This is a genomic window from Kitasatospora sp. HUAS MG31, from assembly GCF_040571325.1.
GTDB lineage: Bacteria > Actinomycetota > Actinomycetes > Streptomycetales > Streptomycetaceae > Kitasatospora > Kitasatospora camelliae.
This window is the reverse complement of the sequence record NZ_CP159872.1, coordinates 5,912,855-5,930,236: the sequence shown is the minus strand read 5'-3', so window position 1 is coordinate 5,930,236 and position 17,382 is coordinate 5,912,855. Positions and strand designations below refer to the sequence as shown.

Genomic DNA, 17,382 nt, shown 5'->3' with positions numbered 1-17,382 from the left:
GGCTGACATGGTGTCAAATCAGCCGTTCCAGCCGCAATTCTTCATATTGTCCGAATTAGCTGAGGGCCGGGCCTGGTTGACCGGCAGGTGACCCGGGTGGACCGCGAGGGGGTCCGGGTACGCCTGGGCCGCCGAGGGGTCCGGGTACGCCTGGTGGGCGGGCGGGTGGACCGCGTACTGGGCACGGTCGGCACCGGGGGCCTCGCCGGTCCACTGCGGCCGGTCGCCGGCCTCGTCGGCGTCGTCCGGGTCCGTGTCGTCGGCGCCCTCGTCCTCCACCGGCACCAGTTCGCGGGCCAGCAGGGTCGCCCCGGCCACCGCGCCGGGCATCGCCAGCACGGTCACCAACGGCACCAGGAACAGCAGCACCAGCGGCACCCCGAAGCCCAGCGGCAGGCCCAGCCGGCGGCGCAGCATCCGCAGCCGCTCCTTCTGCGGCACACCCCGGCGCTGCAGGGCCACCGCGGAGAGTTCGGCCACCAGGAAGTACCCGGAGACGCAGAACCCGAGCGCCGGCACCACGGTCTGACCGACCACCGGGATGAACCCGAGTGCGAACAGCACCAGTCCGCAGGCGATCACCCGGAGCAGGACGGTCAGGCTGTCCCGGGCCGAGATCAGCAGCTCCCGCCAGAGCGGCACGTCGGGCGCGGCCGGGGCACCGCCCTCGGTCTCGTCCACCTTGGCGGCCAGCGCCTCGTAGAACGGCTGGCCCACCAGCAGGGTGACCGCCGTGAAGGTCACCACCGACACCAGCGTCCCGCCGCCCACCACGGCCGCGACCAGGGTGCCGCGCAGCAGGCCGCGCCAGGTCGGGTCCCAGTCGTCGGCGAACGGGGTCGCCCAGTCGGCGATGTCGTCCGACCAGACCACCAGAGCGGCCATCGCCGCCACGTACCCGACCAGGGTGATCAGGGCCGGGATCATCCCGAATCCCCACCACCGGGTGTGCTTGAACACCCACCGCTGGCCCTTGAACAGGAAGCCGACCCCCGCGGCAAAATCTCGCATGATCGAAGCCTACGGGCAGCCTCCGACCGGCCGGGCGACCGGGTTCGCGCCGGGTCCGTACCGGGTCGTCTCCGGGTCGTCTCCGGGTCGTCGCCGGGTCCGGCCGAGTGCGCCGGGGGGCGCGGGCCGGCGCACTCGGCCGAACCCCCGGCCGGGCCGTCCCCCCGCGCCGTACAGTGGCGGGCGGTGTCCGGCCGCCGGCCGGTGAGCTGACGCCACGGAGTGGCCGGGGAGGCCTGGGGTGGAACGGAACCTGGCGGCGTCGGCGGATCGCGCCGACTACCTGGTGGACCTGTCGAACGTCGTGCGCAACACCTCGCTGGGCGGCTCCGCCCCGCGCTCCCTGGCGCGGCTGGAGGCGGTGGTCGCGGCGCTGGCCGACCTCACCGGCGACCCGCAGGTGTCGGTGTACCCGGTCGCCGACCGCAGCCTGCTCGCCGGGCACCGGGAGTTCGGCGGCGCCGAGGAGGTCCGGCGGCTGCGCTCCTGGGTGGCCGAGGCCCTGGTGGAGGAGGTCGCCGACGCCGACGAGCGGGTCCTGGAGATCGCCGGGATGACCGGCACCCGGGTGGTCAGCGGCGACCGGTTCACCGACCACCGGCTGGAGCACCCCTGGCTGCAGGGCAACACCTGGCAGTTCCTGCGCCCCGAGCGGCAGGGCGGCCGGGTCGTCCTCGTCCCGGTGGACCTGGGCCACTGCAGCGCCGCCGAGATCTCCCGCAAGCTGGAGTTCTCCGCGCTCAAGAAGCAGGGCCTGCTGAGCCCCTCCCGCACCCCGCTCACCGACGTCGTCCGCCGCTCCTGGCGCTGCCCCGAACCCCGCTGCTCGCTGTACGAGGGCAGCCGCGGCGGACGGGTGCTGCTGCCCCGGATGCGCCGCGGCGTCCCCACCTGCGAACTCCACGGCACACCGCTCGGCGAGACCGGCCTGCGGCCCGGCACCGCCCAGCTGAAGGCGGTGGTGGACGGCGCCTGCGTCGCCCGGTACACCCTGGACGAGCAGTCCCGCACCTGCGTGGGGCGCAGCCCCGGCGAGGACGGCATCCCGCTGCACACCCTGCTCACCCCGGACCAGGCCGCCCGGATCAGCCGACGGCACGTCCTGTTCGCGGTCCGCGGCGGCGCGGTCACCGTCCAGGACGTCAGCAGCTACGGCACCCGGATCCGGCGGGCCGGGCGGCGCGGGAAGCTCGGCCCCTGGGCGCCGCTGGAGCGCGAGACCGCCCGCCGCTTCCACCCCGGCGACGAGGTCGAACTCGCCCCCGGCGTGGTGCTCACCCGCAGCGGCCGGCTCTTCCCCGCCGAACTCTCCGACGCCTGGCGGGCCACCGCCGACCGCACCCCGCCACCGGTCCACGCCGCCGCGCCCACCCTGCTCCCCGAGCGGGATCCCGGGCCGGACGGCGGGAGTGGGGCACAGGGTTGAGCGGGTACGGACTGCGTGACGGACGGGTGTGACGGGCGGCGGGTCCGGCTGGGAGGCGGTCGAGGTGGACAGGGATCCGGACGCGGAGCGGATGCTGGCCGTGGCGGTCGAGGAGGCCGAGGCCGGACTGGCGGAGGGCGGCATCCCGATCGGGGCGGCCCTGTTCGGACCGGACGGGAGGATCCTCGGACGCGGACACAACCGCCGCGTCCAGGACGGCGACCCGTCCATGCACGCCGAGACCGCCGCCTTCCGAGCGGCCGGGCGGCTCCGTGGCTACGGCCGGACCACCATGGTCACGACGCTGTCGCCCTGCTGGTACTGCTCCGGCCTGGTACGGCAGTTCGGGATCGCACGGGTGGTGATCGGCGAGGCCAGGACGTTCAGCGGCGGCCACGACTGGCTGGCCGAGCACGGCGTGGCGATCACGGTGCTGGACGACCCCGCCTGCGTCCGGCTGATGACCCGGTTCATCGCCGAACGGCCGGACCTGTGGTTCGAGGACATCGGCGAGTAGCGGCCGGGCGACCGGCCCGGCCCGGGGAACGGCGGCGCCCGCCGGTCGTGGTGCAGTGACCGGCGGGCGCGGTGCGCCGAGGGGCGCGGGCGGTGTCAGCCGCGGACGGCGGTGACGGCGGCGCCCAGGGCCTCCTTGATGCGGGGGCCGAGGCGGGCGAAGCCCAGCTCCTTCATCGCGGCGCGGAGCAGCTCGTCGTCCGAGCGCCCGGCGGAGTCACCGTCCAGCCAGCGGACCAGCGCGACCAGTTCGTCGGCGCTGTACGCGGTGATCGGCCGTCCCGGCGTGATCTCCGGCTTCCCGGACGAACCGGCGTCGGCAGCAGCCGCCTGAGGCTCGACGACAGGCTCGGCCTCGACAGCGACGGGCTCGACCTCGGCGACCGGCTCGGCCTCGACGGCGACGGGCTCGACCTCGGCGACCGGCTCGGCCTCGACAGCGACGGGCTCGACCTCGGCGACCGGCTCGGCCTCGACAGCGACGGGCTCGACCTCGACAGCGACGGGCTCGACCTCGGCGACCGGCTCGGCCTCGACGGCGACGGCCTCGACCTCGGCCTCGGCCTCGACAACCGGCTCGGCAACCTCAGCCTCGACAACCTCAGCCTCGGCGACGGGCTCGGCAACCTCATCCTCGGCGACGGGCTCGGCCTCGGCCTCGGCCTCGACAACCGGCTCGGCAACCTCAGCCTCGACAACCTCAGCCTCGGCGACGGGCTCGGCAACCTCAGCCTCGGCGACGGGCTCGGCCTCGGCGACGGGCTCGGCAACCTCAGCAGCCTCGGCGACGGGCTCGGCCTCGGCGACGGGCTCGGCAACCTCAGCCTCGGCGACGGGCTCGGCCTCGGCGACGGGCTCGGCAACCTCAGCCTCGGCGACGGGCTCGGCCTCGGCCTCAGCAGCGGGCTCCGCGTCGATGTCGGCCGTGGGCTCGACCTCCGGGGTCACCTCGGCCTCGGCCTCAGCGATGGGCTCCGCGTCAGCATCAGCCGCAGGCACGGCCTCCGGGGTCACCTCGGCCTCAACCTCGGCGACCGGCTCAGCCTCAACCTCGGCGACCGGCTCAGCCTCGGCCTCGGCCACCGGCTCAACCTCAGCCTCAACCTCCGCGACCGGCTCAGCCTCAACCTCAACCTCGGCCTCAACCTCGGGAGCTGCCTCGGCCTCGATCTCGGCCTCAACCTCGGGAGCTGCCTCGGCCTCGATCTCGGCCTCGGCCTCCGGCTCGACCGCAGCGGCCTCGTCCTCGTCCTCGGCGGTGTCGACAGCGGCGTCCGTCTCCGCAGCCTCGGCGTCGGCCTCCTCCGCACCCTCCGCGTCAGCGGTGTCACGGGGTCCGGCCGCCAGAGCGTGGCGGGCGTCGTCCTCGGTGCCGGCGTGGCGGTCGTAGGCGGCGAGGGCGGCCTCGCGGTCGGCCTGACGCTCGGTCAGCTCGTCGAGCAGGTCGGCAAGCCCCTCCTCGGCGAGCTGGTCGCGGAGCGCCCGCAGGGCCGGCAGGCGGTAGAGGGTGCCCTCGTCGGCGGCGAGCCGGTCGACCAGGTCGGCGAGTTCGCCGAGCGGGAGGGAGTCCAGGGCGCGCTCGGGCAGCAGTGCGTCGAGCGAGCGGACGGCGGTGCCGAGCGACTCGACGGCCTGGGCGGTCTCGGCCAGCAGCGTGCCGTCCACCGGGACGACCGGGCGGGCCGAGGCGCCCTCGGTGGCGAGGGCGGCCCAGTCGGTGCGGGCGGAGGCGGCGGTGGCGAGGGCCGTGTGGAGGTCGCCGCGGCCGGGCTTCCGGTCCCCGGTGGTGAGGGCCTTGGCCTGGGCGCGGAGCGTCCAGCGGCGGGTGAACGGGACCTTGACGCCCTGCTCGCGGCGCCAGCGGCCGTCCGCGGTGGCGGCGGTGAGGGCGTCGAGGTCGGCGTCGTAGGCCTCGGCACGCAGGGTGCCGGAGGTGGACTGGACGCGCTGGAGCAGGTCCAGCAGCAGGGTCAGTCCGTGCAGGGTGTCGGGGACGTCGAGCCCGGCCTTGGCGGCGATGCCGTTGACGGCCTTGCCGACCGCCCGGATCTCCAGGCTGCGGAGCTCGGCGAGGACGGTGGAGGCGGCCCGGGCGTCCTCGGCTCCGGCGACGGTCTCGGCCGCCTCCAGCCACGGGTGGGTTTCGGCGGTCATCGTGAAGCCACCCTGGTCGGCGTACCGGCCGAGCTCCTCACGGATGCTCGGGCGGTCGTCGCCGTCCGGAGTGGCGTCCGGGTCCGACGCCGCGGCGTCGGCGTCGTTCAGGTAGCGCACTGTCATGGATGAAGTCCGGTTCGTGGCGGGGAAGACTGCAGCGGGCGAGGCGTCGCGAGCGGCCCTGCTCGTACGGCGCGGAGGGCCAGGATACGGGCGGGCGTGCACGGGTCCCCGTGCAGGATACGGGTGAGCGTTCGAGACACGCACGTACCCGGGTGGTTGCGATTTCGACGCGGCGTCGGACGTCGCACATCCGTCACACGCCGGACACCGTCGGCACGAGAGGTTCACCGAGCCCCCCGCTCCCCTGCCGGGCCGCCCGGCCGGTGCCCGGTCCGGCGTGCGGATCGGGGTGCGAGGTGGGCGAGTTCGTCGAGTCCGGCGGGCGGGTGGTAGACCCGGACCAGGGTGCGCTCCCACCAGCGGCGGTGGTCGCGCAGTTCACGCCATCCGGTGAAGCGGTAGTGGTACAGCAGGGCGCGGACCCGGGCGGGCGGCCGGTCGGGGAAGGGGTTGCGGCGCAGCAGGCGGAGGGTGTCGGGGTCGTTGACGAGCAGCCGGGCCAGGAGGGCGGCGAACCAGGGGCGGGCGTAGCTCGGTGAGATGGCGGCGAACCACATCAGCCAGTCGAGCCGTAGGTGGTACGGGGCGAACTGACGCGGCATCCGTCCGAGTTCGCCCGGTTTGCCCCGGAATTCGTAGGCGCGCCAGCCGCCGTCGCCGCTCGCCCGGCCGGTTCCTTCGATCTCCACCTCGTACCGGATCCGGTTGACCGAGCCGAACGCGCCGTAGGCGTTGACCAGGTGGAGGCGGTTGAAGGAGTAGTTCATCACCTGGCGGCGGGAGAGCAGGTTGCGGGCGGGCCAGTAGCTGAGCACGGCGACCAGCAGGGTGAGGGCGAGGACCAGGGCCTCGTACCAGGCGGGGGTGGCGGGGTAGGCGGGCGGCTCGGGCAGCGGGAGCAGGGCGCCGGCGGATCCGGTGTCGACGGCGGAGAGGGCGAGCGCGATGGTGAGCCAGTTCAGCCAGGCGAAATTGCCGGAGGCGACCAGCCAGAGCTGGGTGACGGTGATCAGGACGGCGGCGACGGTCGCGCCGGGCTGCGGGAGGAAGAGGCCGAACGGGACCACCAGTTGGACGACGTGGTTGGCGGCCACCTCGACGCGGTGCAGCGGCTTGGGCAGGTGGTGGAAGAACCAGCTGAGCGGGCCGGGCATCGGCTGGGTCTCGTGGTGGTAGTCGAGGCAGGTGAGCTTGCGCCAGCAGGCGTCGCCGCGCCACTTGATCAGGCCGGCGCCGAATTCGACCCGGAACAGCAGCCAGCGCAGCAGCCACAGGCCGAGGACGGGCGGGGCGATGTCCCCGTTGCCGAGGAAGGCCGCCAGGAAGCCGGCCTCCAGCAGCAGCGACTCCCAGCCGAAGGCGTACCAGGTCTGGCCGACGTTGACGATCGACAGGTAGAGCACCCACAGGACGGCCCAGAGCAGCATCGCGGCCCACAGCGGGACGAGGTCGCCGAGGCCGGCGGCCATGGCGGCGGCGAGCAGCAGGCCGGTCCAGGAGACGGCGGCGAAGACGCTGTCGGAGTAGTGCAGGTGGAAGAGGCCGGGGGCGTGGCGGAACGGCACCCGGGCGGTGAAGCGGGGCACCGGGAGCATGCCGTGCTCGCCGATCAGGGCGCGGAACTGGCGGGCCGCGGCGAGGAAGCCGATCGCGTAGAGGAGGGCGAGCAGGCGCTGGAAGATCTCGCGGGCGAGCCAGTACTCGGGTGCCGCGAACCACTCCATCCGCCCCGCTCCTCTCCTGCGGCCCCGCTCCGCCGTCCGGCGCGGCGCCTCGGATCCGTCCCATCCCTACCACCGGGCGGGCCGCGGGCCGCGGTACGGACCGGCGGTGGGGCCCGGCCGTTCATCCGGTCGGCGGAGGACTCCGGGGGCGGGGGCGACGGAGGGCGGGCGGCCGGGTGGCACTGATTCCCGGTCGGATGGCAGTCCTGCCCCTGTGCGGAGGCCGCGGGGTGTGGTGTCATACGGTCGAGACCGCAACAGCACCGAAAGCGAGAGACGCTCATGACCGCCGCCTCGCCCCCCTCCCCCTCCGACCGCCCGGGCCGAGGCACCGCGGCCACCGCCACCGCCACCGCCGCCACCCCGGCCGGCCCCGCCGCAGCCGCCGCACCCGCCGACCGGATTCCGACCCCCTCCCCCGTCGCCCGCGACGCCGCACCCGAGGGCCCGCAGCGCCTGAGCGGGGCCGTGTGGGCGGCGCTGGGCATCGTGTACGTGGTGTGGGGCTCCACCTACCTGGCGATCCGGGTGGTGGTGGAGACCATCCCGCCATTCCTGTCCGCCTCGGCCCGGTTCGCGGCGGCCGGCGTGCTGCTGGCGGCGCTGCTGGCCTGGCGGCAGGGGCCGAAGGCGCTGCGGGTGACCCGGCAGCAGCTGGGTTCGGCGGCGCTGGTGGGCGTCCTGCTGCTGGTCGGCGGCAACGGCCTGGTGGTGCTGGCAGAGCGCACGGTGCCCTCGGGGCTGACCGCCCTGCTGGTGGCGAGCGTGCCGCTGTGGGTGGTGCTGCTGCGCCGGCTGACGGGCCAGCACACCTCGGGGTGGACCATCGGCGGCGTGCTGGTGGGCCTGGTCGGACTGGCGGTGCTCACCTCGCCGGGCCTGTCCGGCGACGTGCACCTGGCCGGGTTGCTGATGGTGATCCTGGCGGCGCTGATCTGGGCGGTGGGCTCCTTCCTGGCCGGCCGGCTGCCGATGCCGCCGAACGCGATCACCGCCAGCGTGTACGAGATGCTCGCCGCCGCGGTGGGCGCGCTGCTGCTGGCCGTCGTCCGGCGGGAGCCGCAGGGCTTCGACCCGGCCGCGGTCTCCACCGCGTCCTGGGTGGCGCTGGTCTACCTCTTCACCTTCGGCTCGCTGGTGGCCTTCACCGCGTACGCCTGGCTGCTCCAGCGGGCGCCGCTGCCGCTGGTGGCCACCTACGCGTACGTCAACCCGGTGGTGGCCGTGCTGCTCGGCTGGCTGGTCCTGTCCGAGCCGCTGACCTGGCCGATCGCGCTCGGCGGCGGCATCGTGGTGGCCGGCGTCTTCCTGGTGGTGCGCACCGAACGCCGCTGATCCCGCTTCCCGCGACCCTCCGCGACCGCCCCGCCACCCGAACTCGGGTGGCGGGGCTTCGTCTTGAGAAGTTGACGTGTCACGCCCGAGTGACCTGCGGGTTCTTCCGCTGGATCTTCAAGAAGGTAACGACTTGGCGGATCTCGTGAGATGGATGGTTTACTTCTTGACGACATCACGGGGTGGCAGCTTGACTCCCCTCACCACGCCGCAAGGTCGCGGCGCAGTCAGGGAGGCACCACCCGCCATGAACGCACAGACGCGTCGCCTCGTCGTCGGCCTGGCCGCTGCCGCGACGGCACTCTCCATGTCCGCCTGCGGGCTGCTCGGCGACGACAAGCCGACCGCGAAGGACAACCACACGGTCGGCCTGCTGCTGCCCGAGCGGTCCTCGTCCACCCGCTACGAGGCCTTCGACAAGCCGATGATCGAGTCGGCCGTGCTCGGCCTGTGCGGCCGCTGCTCCATCGACTACGCGAACGCGGACGGCGACGAGAACGCCCAGAAGGAGCAGTTCGACACCCTGCTGGCCAAGGGCGTGCGGGTGATCCTGCTCGACCCGGTCAACGCCGCGGTCACCGCCCCCTGGGTGGAGAAGGCCGCCAAGCAGGGCACCAAGGTCATCGCCTACGACCGCCTGGCCGCCGGCAAGGTCGCCGCCTACGTCTCCTTCGACAACCAGAAGACCGGCGAACTCCAGGGCCAGGCCCTGCTGGAAGCGCTCGGCGGCAAGGCCTCGGCCTCCGAGATCGTCATGATCAACGGCTCCGAGACGGACCCCAACGCGGCCTCCTTCAAGACCGGCGCCCACCGCGCGCTGGACGGCAAGGTCAAGCGGATCGCCTACGAGCAGTCCGGCGAGTGGAAGCCCGACGTCGCCGCCAAGAAGATGTCCGAGGCCATCGACAAGCTCGGCAAGAACGGCTTCGCCGCGGTGTACTCGGCCAACGACGGCATGGCCGGGCCGATCATCGACACGCTGAAGAAGGCCGGCCGCACCGACGTCCCGGTCGGCGGGCAGGACGCCTCGATCGAGGCCATCCGGCGGATCCTCACCGGCGAGCAGGCGTACACCATCTACAAGCCGTACAAGCCGGAAGCGGACGCGGCGGCCAACATCGCCGTCTACCTGCTGAAGAACATCGACGTCACCTCGGTGGCCACCACCATGACCGACAGCAACGGGGACCAGATCCCCTCCATGCTGCTCACCCCTATCGTGGTCACCAAGCAGCGGGTCGCCGCCACCGTCATCGCCGGCGGCCTCTACAAGGCCGCCGAGGTCTGCTCCGGCCAGTACGCGGCGGCCTGCAAGGCCGCCGGCATCGGGGGCTGACGGAGCCGCGCACCCCCCGATCGGCCCGCCCGGGGGGTGCGGGGACCGGCGCCACGCCGGAAGGCTCCCGGAGGATCCTTCCGCCGCGCACCGCTCCCCGTGCCCCTGAGGAGCCGCCGGCCGTACCTGAACCGCCCTAGCGGCGCGCCGGCTCGCGGGCCTCCACCGTCATCGGGAGGTGCACCGGGTGCGGCATCGCGGCGACCGCCTCGCGGGTGACGTGCCCGGGGACGGGCCGCAGCCGCCAGCGGGCCAGGACGGTGGCCAGCGTGATGGTGATCTCCGCCCAGGAGAACGCGTCGCCGATGCACTTGCGCGAGCCCGCGCCGAACGGCAGGAACGACTCGCGGGGGACCTCGCCCCGGCGCTCGGGGAGCCACCGGTCCGGGTCGAAGCGTCCGGCGTCCCGGTAGACCCGCTCGTCCCGGTGCAGCGCGTACAGGCTCAGCCCCACCTCGGTGCCGACCGGGAGGGTGACGCCGTCCAGCTCCACCGGCTCGGTGGACCGGCGCATCAGCAGGGTGACCCCGTGCAGGCGGATCACCTCGTCCAGCACGCAGCGGGTGTAGGTGAGCCGTGCGACGTCCTCGAAGCCGACCGGGCGCTCGCCCACCACCTCGTCGATCTCGGCGAGCAGCTTCTTCTCCACCTCGGGCGCCCGGGCGATCTCGTGGAACGCCCAGGCCAGCGTGGACGAGGCGGTCTCGGTGCCGGCGAAGAGGATGGTGACCAGCTCGTCCCGGACCTCGGTGTCGCTCAGTGCCTCGCCGGTGTCGGCGTCCCGGGCGGCCATCAGGACCGAGAGCAGGTCCGGCTGGTCGGTGTCGCCGGCGCGGCGGGTGGCGGCGATGACGTCCTCGATGACGCCGCGCAGGCGGGCCGCGGCCGCGTCGAACTGCCGGTTCGGCGGGATCGGCAGCGGGTCGAGGATCTTCGGCGACACCGCGCGCAGCAGCATGTTCTTGAGGATGATCGGCACGTCCCGGCGGACCGCCTCCACGGCCGGCCGGCCGATGTCCGCGGAGAACATCGTCTCGGCCAGGGTGACGATCGCGAACTCGCCCATCTCGTGCTCGACGGCGATCCGCCGGCCGTCCTGCCAGCTCTCGGCGAGGGCCATGGCCCGGCGGCTCATCACCTCGCAGTAGCCGGCGATCCTGGCCTGGTGGAAGGTGGGCTGCATCAGCCGGCGGTGGCGGCGGTGCACCTCGCCCTTGGCGGTGGCCAGCCCGTCGCCGACGAAGGTCCGCACCCGGTCGAACAGGCGGCCCTTCTCGAAGCTGCGCCCGTGGGTGACCATCACCGCGTGGGCCAGCCGGGGGTGTGTCACGAAGACCACCGGCAGGGTGCCGACGTCGACCCGGACCAGGTCGCCGGTGCGGCCGAGGGACTTCACGAAGCCCAGCGGGTCGCGCCAGAGCGGCCAGACGTGGCCGAGGAGCGGGAGCCGTCCGGGGGCGCGCGGTATCGAGCAGAGCTCGGCTGCCACCGCGGCACTCCTTTCTGTGGGGGGAAGCTACGCGGAGCGCCGGGCCGCCGTGTGGGGGACGGCGAAGAGCGGTGCGTGGTGCTCGGAACGGGGGAAGGCGGGCACGCCGCCCTCCCGGGGGAGGAGGTCCCACCACCAGGAGATCGCGGGGATCTCCAGCGGTGCCGGGTCGGTGTACAGGGGGGTCTCCCGGAAGGCCGCGGGGAGGTCGGCCGGGTCGTCGGGGGTGGTGTAGCGGACGGAGCTGATGCCCCAGTCCTGCGCACCCCGGATGAAGGACTCCAGGCTGTCCAGGTACTGCCGGAGCTGGGGGCTGCCCTGGGCCCGCAGGCTGTCGCACAGCCGGACGAACAGGCACAGCACGCGGTCCCGCTGGGCGATCGCCTGGTCCAGCGCCTGCTCGGGGCTCAGGCCGTACGCCTGCTCCAGCACCCGGATCACGTTGAGGAAGTACCGGCCGGTCCGGCTCTCCTTGTGGTACGAGAACAGGTCGTTGTCCCAGCAGATGACGAAGTACGCCATCTCGGCGGCGGCGCGGACCGCCGTGCGGTCCCGCTCGTAGGGCTGCAGCTCGTACCCGTGGCCCATCTCCAGCAGCGGCAGGACGACCGAGGTCGCGCCGTCGTAGATGCGCATCAGGGTGTAGTCGTTGAGGTCCGGCACGGTCTCCCGGCTGCGGTGCTCCGCCTCCCACACCACCGAGAGGAAGTACTCGCGCAGGGCGTCCACCCAGCGGGCCACCTGCCCGGGCGTGCCGTAGCGGGAGATCCGGCGGCGCAGGTCGCGCAGACCGAGCGCCAGCGGGTCCTCCAGCAGCATCGGGGCCTCCGGGTTCTGCGCGACCCGCAGCAACCTCGAGAGCATGCCGAGGAGTTCACCCGGGCGTCTACCCAACTCCCCTTCCTCGCAGCACCCGTCGTCCACGCCGAAGAGCCACAGGACGAAGTCCGCGAGGATGCCGACCACCTCCTCCCGCCCGTACGGGAGAACCCGGGCGGCGAAGGTGCCTATGCCGTGTTTCACCAGTTGGCTCCGGAGTTCCGGCGTGCCTATGGCGAAAGCCGCGGCCCAGCTGGTGGTCTGTCGGTCGATCAATTCGTGCCTGGGGTGAATGGCGGGGGGGTACGGCGAGAAGATCGGCGGAACCGTCGTCAGCTCATGCACCATCGTCACCTCGGTCTGATAGCAGGAATCCACCATCCGGACACGGCTGTTGGTGCCGAACCGGAGTTGATCACGCGCAAATACACCGGCATATGACGATCTCGTCAAGGGAGCCTTCGCGCCATCGGCACGAACGGCCATTCCCCCCGTCACCCTTCGAACAGCCCGTCACCGGAGCCCGGCCGGTCGTCGGTACACCTGCGATGCGGGCGTACCGGCGCCGGTCCGGGCTCGGACCATCGCCCCGGACTAGCCCCTGCGCCAGCGGGCGGTCAGCGAACGCCACCAGCTCCGGCGCGGGGCCCGTGGCCGGATCCCGTCCGCGGCGGCGGGCCCGGCCTGGCCGGGCCACGGTGCGGCGGCCGCGGGAGCCGCCTCGGCGGCCTGCGGGTGGGCCGGGGCCGCGGGGGTCCAGGCGGTCGGCGCGGGCTCGGCGACCGGCTCCGCCACCCGCGGCCGCGGGCGCTTGGCGGTGAACTCCACCGGCAGCTCGGCGAGGTGGCGCGACAGCCAGGCGGAGTTCCAGCTCAGCTGGTCCTCGTCGATCGCCAGGCGCACGTCCGGCAGCCGGATCAGCAGGGTGTCGATGCCGGCCTCGGCGATGGCCCGGCCGATGTCCTGGCCGGGACACTCGTGCGGGCCGCTGCTGAAAGCCAGGTGGGAGCGGTTGCCGTAGAGCGGCTCGGACAGGTCGGGCCGGATCGCCGGGTCGACGTTGCCGGCCGCCAGGCCCAGCAGCAGCATGTCGCCGGCCTTGATCTGCTTCCCGCCCAGCTCGGTGTCGCCGGTGGCCCAGCGGCCCGGGACGGCCGACAGCGGCGGCGAGTCCCACAGCACCTGGTCCAGGGCGTCCGGCAGGGTCATGTGGCCGCCGGACAGGCTGGAGCGGAACCGGCGGTCGGTGAGCACCATCCGCAGGGTGTCCGCGATCAGGTTGACCGTGGTCTCGTTCGCGGCCACCAGGATCAGCCGCAGGTGCTCCAGCACCTCGTCCTCGCCCAGGCCCGCCGGGTGCTGCAGCAGCCAGCTGGTGAGGTCGGCGCCCGGCGCGGAGCGCTTGCGGTCCACGAGCTGGCGCAGCATCTCCACCACGTAGTCGTTGCTGGCGACCGCGGTCTCGGTGCCCTTCATCAGGTCCCGGGCGGCGTCCACCAGGCGCGGACCGTACTCGTCGGGCATGCCCAGCAGCTGGGTCATCACCAGCATCGGCAGGTGCTCGGCGAACTGGCTGACCAGGTCGGCCTCCCCGGACGCGGCGAAGCCGTCGATCAGCTGGTCGGCGAAGCGGGCGACGTAGCGGCGCACCCCCCGGCGGTCGAACATGTCGAGGCTCTCGGTGACCGCCCCGCGCAGCCGCTTGTGCTCGGCGCCGTCCGCGAAGACGCACAGCGGCTGCCAGGCCACCATCGGCATCAGCGGGGAGTCGGGGGCCACCCGGTTGTGCTGGAACGCCGACCAGCGGCGCGAGTCACGGGAGAACCGGGAGGGCGTGCGGGCCACGTCCAGGTTCTCGCGGTGGCCGAGCACCAGCCAGGCCGGCAGGTCGCCGTGCAGCAGGACGGGGGCCACGGCGCCGTGTTCGGCGCGCAGCTTCTCGTACAGCGTCGTCGGGTCCGCCTCGGCCTCGGGGCCGAACAGCCGTCGGATGCCGCCGGGGCCGAGTCCGCCGGACGCCGGGCCGACGAGGCCGTGCGCCGGGCACCCGGGGGGCGGGGTGAGGGCGTCGTCGGCGGTGGGAGAGGTGGTCACGATCGCTCCGGGGGAAGGGTCGTCAGGAGTGCGGGTCAGGATGCCGGGGAGGCGGTCAGCGAGTAGAGGTAGCGCATCAGGGCCAGCAGCACGTCGCGGCTGGACTCGCGCAGCCGGGCGTCACAGGCGACGATCGGCACCTCGTCCGGCAGGTCCAGTGCGGTCCGCAGCTCGGATATCGGGTAACTCGGCGATTCCGGGAAGCTGTTGACCGCGACCACGAACGGGACGCCGCGCTCCTCCAGCCGCCCGATCACGTCGAAGCTGACCTCCAGGCGGCGGGTGTCGACCAGGACGACGGCGCCGAGCGCGCCCTCGAACAGGCCGTTCCACAGGAACCAGAACCGCTGCTGGCCCGGGGTGCCGAACAGGTAGAGCACCAGCTCGTCGGTGATGCTGATCCGGCCGAAGTCCATCGCGACGGTGGTCGCGGTCTTCCGCTCGATCCCCTCGGTGTCGTCGACGCCGGCGCTGGCCTGCGTCATCGTCTCCTCGGTGGTCAGCGGCCGGATCTCGCTGACGGCACCGACCAGGGTCGTCTTGCCGACACCGAAACCGCCCACGATCACGATCTTGACCGCGGTCGCGGCCGAGGCCGGCAGAATGTCCTCGCTCCGCGGACCGACGGCCGCCTCAGAGCTTCTGAAGTCCATGCATCACCGCCTCTATCAGTGCACGGTCGGGAAGTTGGGCCTTGGGGATGGGGGCGCGCGCCTCCACCCGCCTGTCGGCGAGCAGATCGGCGAGCAGCACCGTGGTGACGCTCATCGGCAGGCCGAGGTACGCGGAGATCTCCGCCACCGAGAGCGGGGCGGCGCACATCCGCAGGATCGCCGCATGCTCGGGTTGCATGGACGGCTGCGGCTGTGCCCGCGCCACGATGAGGGTGACCAGGTCGAGGGCCCGGCCGGGGGCGTCGGCGCGGTCTAAAGCGCTTCGGCCACGGGTGATCACGTAGAGGCGTTCCGGAGAGGCCTCGTCCCAGTCGCGGGGCCCTCCACTCATGCGCCCTGCTCGTTGTGGCGCGGCGGAGTACTGAGGTGCTCCCCGATCCGCGCGACCAGGTCGCGCATCCGCTGGCCCATCAGGCCCGCGTCCACGCCCTCGTCGGCCAGGACCGCGAGGTAGGCGCGGGCGCCGGCCGCCATCAGGTAGAAGAAGCCGCCGCCCATCTCGATCACCACCATCCGCATCCGGCCGTCACCGGCCGGGAACTCGGTGGCCACCGCGCCGGCCAGGCTCTGCAGCCCGGCGCAGGCCGCCGCCAGGCGGTCGGCGGTGTCGGTGTCCGTCCCGTACTGGGCCATGCGCAGGCCGTCGGAGGACAGCACCACGACGTGACGGGTCTGCGGGACGCTGTCCGCCAGATCCTTGAGCATCCAGTCCATGTTGGCCCGCTGCTGAATCACTGCTCACCCTTACCTGACGACTGATCACTGTTCTGCGCGGCCGGTGCGGCGTCCGGCGCCGGGCCGTTCACACCGCCCTGGAAGGCGGCCAGCCAGAGGCCGGGCTGGACGGCGGCGGCCGGGTCCGTACGCACGGGGGCCGGGGCGGCCGGGGCCGAGGGCACCGGGACCGCGGAGGCGGCCGCCTCCTCGGCGGCCGAGAGCTGCCGGCGACGACGCTGCGGCAGTCCGTTCGGGGTCCGCTCGCTCACCACCGGGACCTCGTCCTCCCCCATCGCCGACGGTTCCGGCCCGGTGGCCGCACGGGCGGCCGCCGGAGTGGCGACGGAGGCCGACCGCGCCTCCGGGATCGCGGGACGCGGACCGGAGGCCGCGCCGATGCCGTGCGCGCGCTCGGTCGCGGGCACCGTGGTGATCTGGTCCTGCGGGACGATCAGCACCGCGCGCACACCGCCGTACGCGGAAGGGCGCAGCGACACCTGGAAGCCGTACACCTGCGCGAGGCGGCCGACCACGGCGAGGCCGAGGCGCGGGGTCTCGCCGAGGTCGTTGAGGTCGATGCCGGCCTGGGCCTCCTTGAGCATCCGCTCGGCGCGGGCCCGGCCCTCCTCGCTGAGGCTGAGGCCGCCGTCCTCGATCTCGATGGCGATGCCGGTCTGCACCTCGACCGCGGTGAGGTGCACCCGGGTCTGCGGCGGGGAGTAGCGGGTGGCGTTGTCCAGCAGCTCGGCGAGCGCGTGGATCAGCGGCTCGACGGCGGGGCCGACCACGGCCACCTGGGAGACCGGGTGCAGCTCGACGCGCTGGTAGTCGAGGATCCGCGAGACGGCGCCGCGCAGCACGCTGTACAGCGGGACGGCCCGGCTCCACTGGCGGCCCGGGCGGGCTCCACCGAGCACGGCGATGCTGTCGGCGAGACGGCCGACCAGGGCGTTGCCGTGGTCGAGGCGGAGCAGGTCGTCGAAGACCGCCGGGGCGTTGCCGTGCCGGTCCTCCATCTCGCGCAGGTCCTGGGCCTGGCGGTGGACGATCGCCTGGACGCGCCGGGCGATGTTCACGAAGGCGCGCTGCGCGGACTCGCGCAGGCCCTCCTCGGCGTCGACGGCCTCCAGCACGGAGCGCAGCACGGCCTGCCGGGCGGCCTGGAACTCCGGGGAGACCGCGGCGCCCGCGTCCTCGGCGTCGGCGGCCTTGAGCACGTCCTCGACGAACTCGCCCTGCTGGAGCCGGGCCACCGCGCGGGGCAGCTCGACCTCGGCGAGCCGCACGGTCTGGGCGGCCTGGTGGGAGAGCCAGTAGGTCAGTTCGGCCTCACGGCGGGCCGCCTGCTCGCGGAGCGCGGCCAGGGCCCGTCCGCGCCGGGCCGCCTCCGCGGCCATCGCGGCGACGGCCAGGGTGGCCACCACGCCCGAACCGGCCACCGCGACACGGGCCGCGGGGGCGACCACCGCCACGGCGACTGCCGTGGCCGCCGCGATCACCACCGTGGGAAGGAGCCACCCCAGGACAGGGGCGGAACTCCGCTCCCCGGGCGACGATCCAGCACGAAGCATCAGCGTCCTCAACGATCGGGGGATTATGGAACGACGAGCGGGGTGGGCCGTCGGCGGCGAGGCCGGCATGCCGACTCGCTCGGCGCCCGGGTTGCGGGGGCGCCGAGCGCCGGCAAAGCGTCATGAACACAGCATGCCGGGCCGGAAGTAGCATAGCCGGGTTTTCAGATCGGCCTGACGTCGTCTCAATATCGGTGCAGTACAGGAGCATTGTTCCGCACCTGGAGCACCCTCCCGGCGGTCTCCACGTCCTCCCCGCGCCGCCTCCCCATTTCAGCCACCGATGCCCGGCGGCCCGCTCCACACGGCGGCCGTTCGGGTCCGCTCGGATGAGGATGCCGCCTCCGGGAGTCCTGTTGACCCCCCGTCAGTTCTTTGACGTTTTCCCTC

14 protein-coding genes are annotated in these 17,382 nt (G+C 73.5%); 4 read left to right on the top strand and 10 right to left on the bottom strand.

Annotated elements, in window-relative coordinates; all coding sequences use genetic code 11:
- Window positions 1–18: 18 nt before the first annotated feature.
- Window positions 19–1,011 carry an EI24 domain-containing protein gene (locus ABWK59_RS26430; RefSeq protein WP_354643119.1) on the bottom strand — a complete coding sequence of 331 codons (993 nt, stop codon included), beginning with the start codon at window positions 1,009–1,011 and terminating at the stop codon, window positions 19–21.
- Between the two features lie 241 nt (window positions 1,012–1,252).
- On the opposite strand from ABWK59_RS26430, the gene ABWK59_RS26425 reads away from it, so the two are divergent.
- Together ABWK59_RS26425 and ABWK59_RS26420 are read left to right on the top strand one after the other, a co-directional pair.
- Window positions 1,253–2,437 (top strand): FHA domain-containing protein, encoded by a 1,185-nt coding sequence (locus ABWK59_RS26425; RefSeq protein WP_354643118.1) that lies wholly within the window; start codon window positions 1,253–1,255, stop codon window positions 2,435–2,437.
- A gap of 91 nt (window positions 2,438–2,528) precedes the next feature.
- Window positions 2,529–2,954 (top strand): nucleoside deaminase, encoded by a 426-nt coding sequence (locus ABWK59_RS26420; protein ID WP_354645111.1) that lies wholly within the window; start codon window positions 2,529–2,531, stop codon window positions 2,952–2,954.
- A gap of 95 nt (window positions 2,955–3,049) precedes the next feature.
- Here the strand turns inward: ABWK59_RS26420 and ABWK59_RS26415 are convergent, their stop codons facing one another.
- Both ABWK59_RS26415 and ABWK59_RS26410 read right to left on the bottom strand, forming a co-directional pair.
- Window positions 3,050–5,233, bottom strand: coding sequence for a hypothetical protein (locus tag ABWK59_RS26415; protein ID WP_354643117.1), 2,184 nt, complete (start codon window positions 5,231–5,233; stop codon window positions 3,050–3,052).
- A 224-nt stretch (window positions 5,234–5,457) separates the two neighbouring features.
- Window positions 5,458–6,957 carry a lipase maturation factor family protein gene (locus ABWK59_RS26410; protein ID WP_354643116.1) on the bottom strand — a complete coding sequence of 500 codons (1,500 nt, stop codon included), beginning with the start codon at window positions 6,955–6,957 and terminating at the stop codon, window positions 5,458–5,460.
- 282 nt (window positions 6,958–7,239) lie between these two features.
- On the opposite strand from ABWK59_RS26410, the gene ABWK59_RS26405 reads away from it, so the two are divergent.
- On the top strand, window positions 7,240–8,292 hold the full coding sequence (locus ABWK59_RS26405) for an EamA family transporter (RefSeq protein ID WP_354643115.1): 1,053 nt from the start codon (window positions 7,240–7,242) through the stop codon (window positions 8,290–8,292).
- 247 nt (window positions 8,293–8,539) lie between these two features.
- Window positions 8,540–9,628, top strand: a complete 1,089-nt coding sequence (locus tag ABWK59_RS26400) for a sugar ABC transporter substrate-binding protein (RefSeq protein ID WP_354643114.1) — start codon at window positions 8,540–8,542, stop codon at window positions 9,626–9,628.
- Between the two features lie 136 nt (window positions 9,629–9,764).
- Here the strand turns inward: ABWK59_RS26400 and ABWK59_RS26395 are convergent, their stop codons facing one another.
- The 7 genes from ABWK59_RS26395 to ABWK59_RS26365 all read right to left on the bottom strand — a co-directional run bounded on the left by ABWK59_RS26395 (window position 9,765) and on the right by ABWK59_RS26365 (window position 16,992).
- A complete protein-coding gene (locus ABWK59_RS26395; protein WP_354643113.1) occupies window positions 9,765–11,117 on the bottom strand; it encodes a cytochrome P450 in 1,353 nt (450 codons plus the stop codon).
- A 27-nt stretch (window positions 11,118–11,144) separates the two neighbouring features.
- A complete protein-coding gene (locus ABWK59_RS26390; protein ID WP_354645110.1) occupies window positions 11,145–12,284 on the bottom strand; it encodes a selina-4(15),7(11)-diene synthase in 1,140 nt (379 codons plus the stop codon).
- Between the two features lie 246 nt (window positions 12,285–12,530).
- Window positions 12,531–14,030, bottom strand: a complete 1,500-nt coding sequence (locus ABWK59_RS26385) for a cytochrome P450 (protein WP_354643112.1) — start codon at window positions 14,028–14,030, stop codon at window positions 12,531–12,533.
- A 35-nt stretch (window positions 14,031–14,065) separates the two neighbouring features.
- The gene (locus ABWK59_RS26380) at window positions 14,066–14,683 is read right to left on the bottom strand and encodes a GTP-binding protein (RefSeq protein ID WP_354643111.1); all 618 of its coding nucleotides are present in this window, start codon (window positions 14,681–14,683) and stop codon (window positions 14,066–14,068) included.
- Complete coding sequence (locus tag ABWK59_RS26375) at window positions 14,664–15,035, bottom strand: DUF742 domain-containing protein (protein ID WP_354643110.1); 372 nt, start codon at window positions 15,033–15,035, stop codon at window positions 14,664–14,666. Before ABWK59_RS26375 ends, ABWK59_RS26380 begins: the two co-directional genes overlap by 20 nt.
- The gene (locus tag ABWK59_RS26370; protein WP_354643109.1) at window positions 15,032–15,439 is read right to left on the bottom strand and encodes a roadblock/LC7 domain-containing protein; all 408 of its coding nucleotides are present in this window, start codon (window positions 15,437–15,439) and stop codon (window positions 15,032–15,034) included. The genes ABWK59_RS26375 and ABWK59_RS26370 overlap by 4 nt, the downstream gene beginning before the upstream one ends.
- Window positions 15,436–16,992 carry an ATP-binding protein gene (locus tag ABWK59_RS26365; protein WP_354643108.1) on the bottom strand — a complete coding sequence of 519 codons (1,557 nt, stop codon included), beginning with the start codon at window positions 16,990–16,992 and terminating at the stop codon, window positions 15,436–15,438. The genes ABWK59_RS26370 and ABWK59_RS26365 overlap by 4 nt, the downstream gene beginning before the upstream one ends.
- Window positions 16,993–17,382 lie beyond the last annotated feature (390 nt).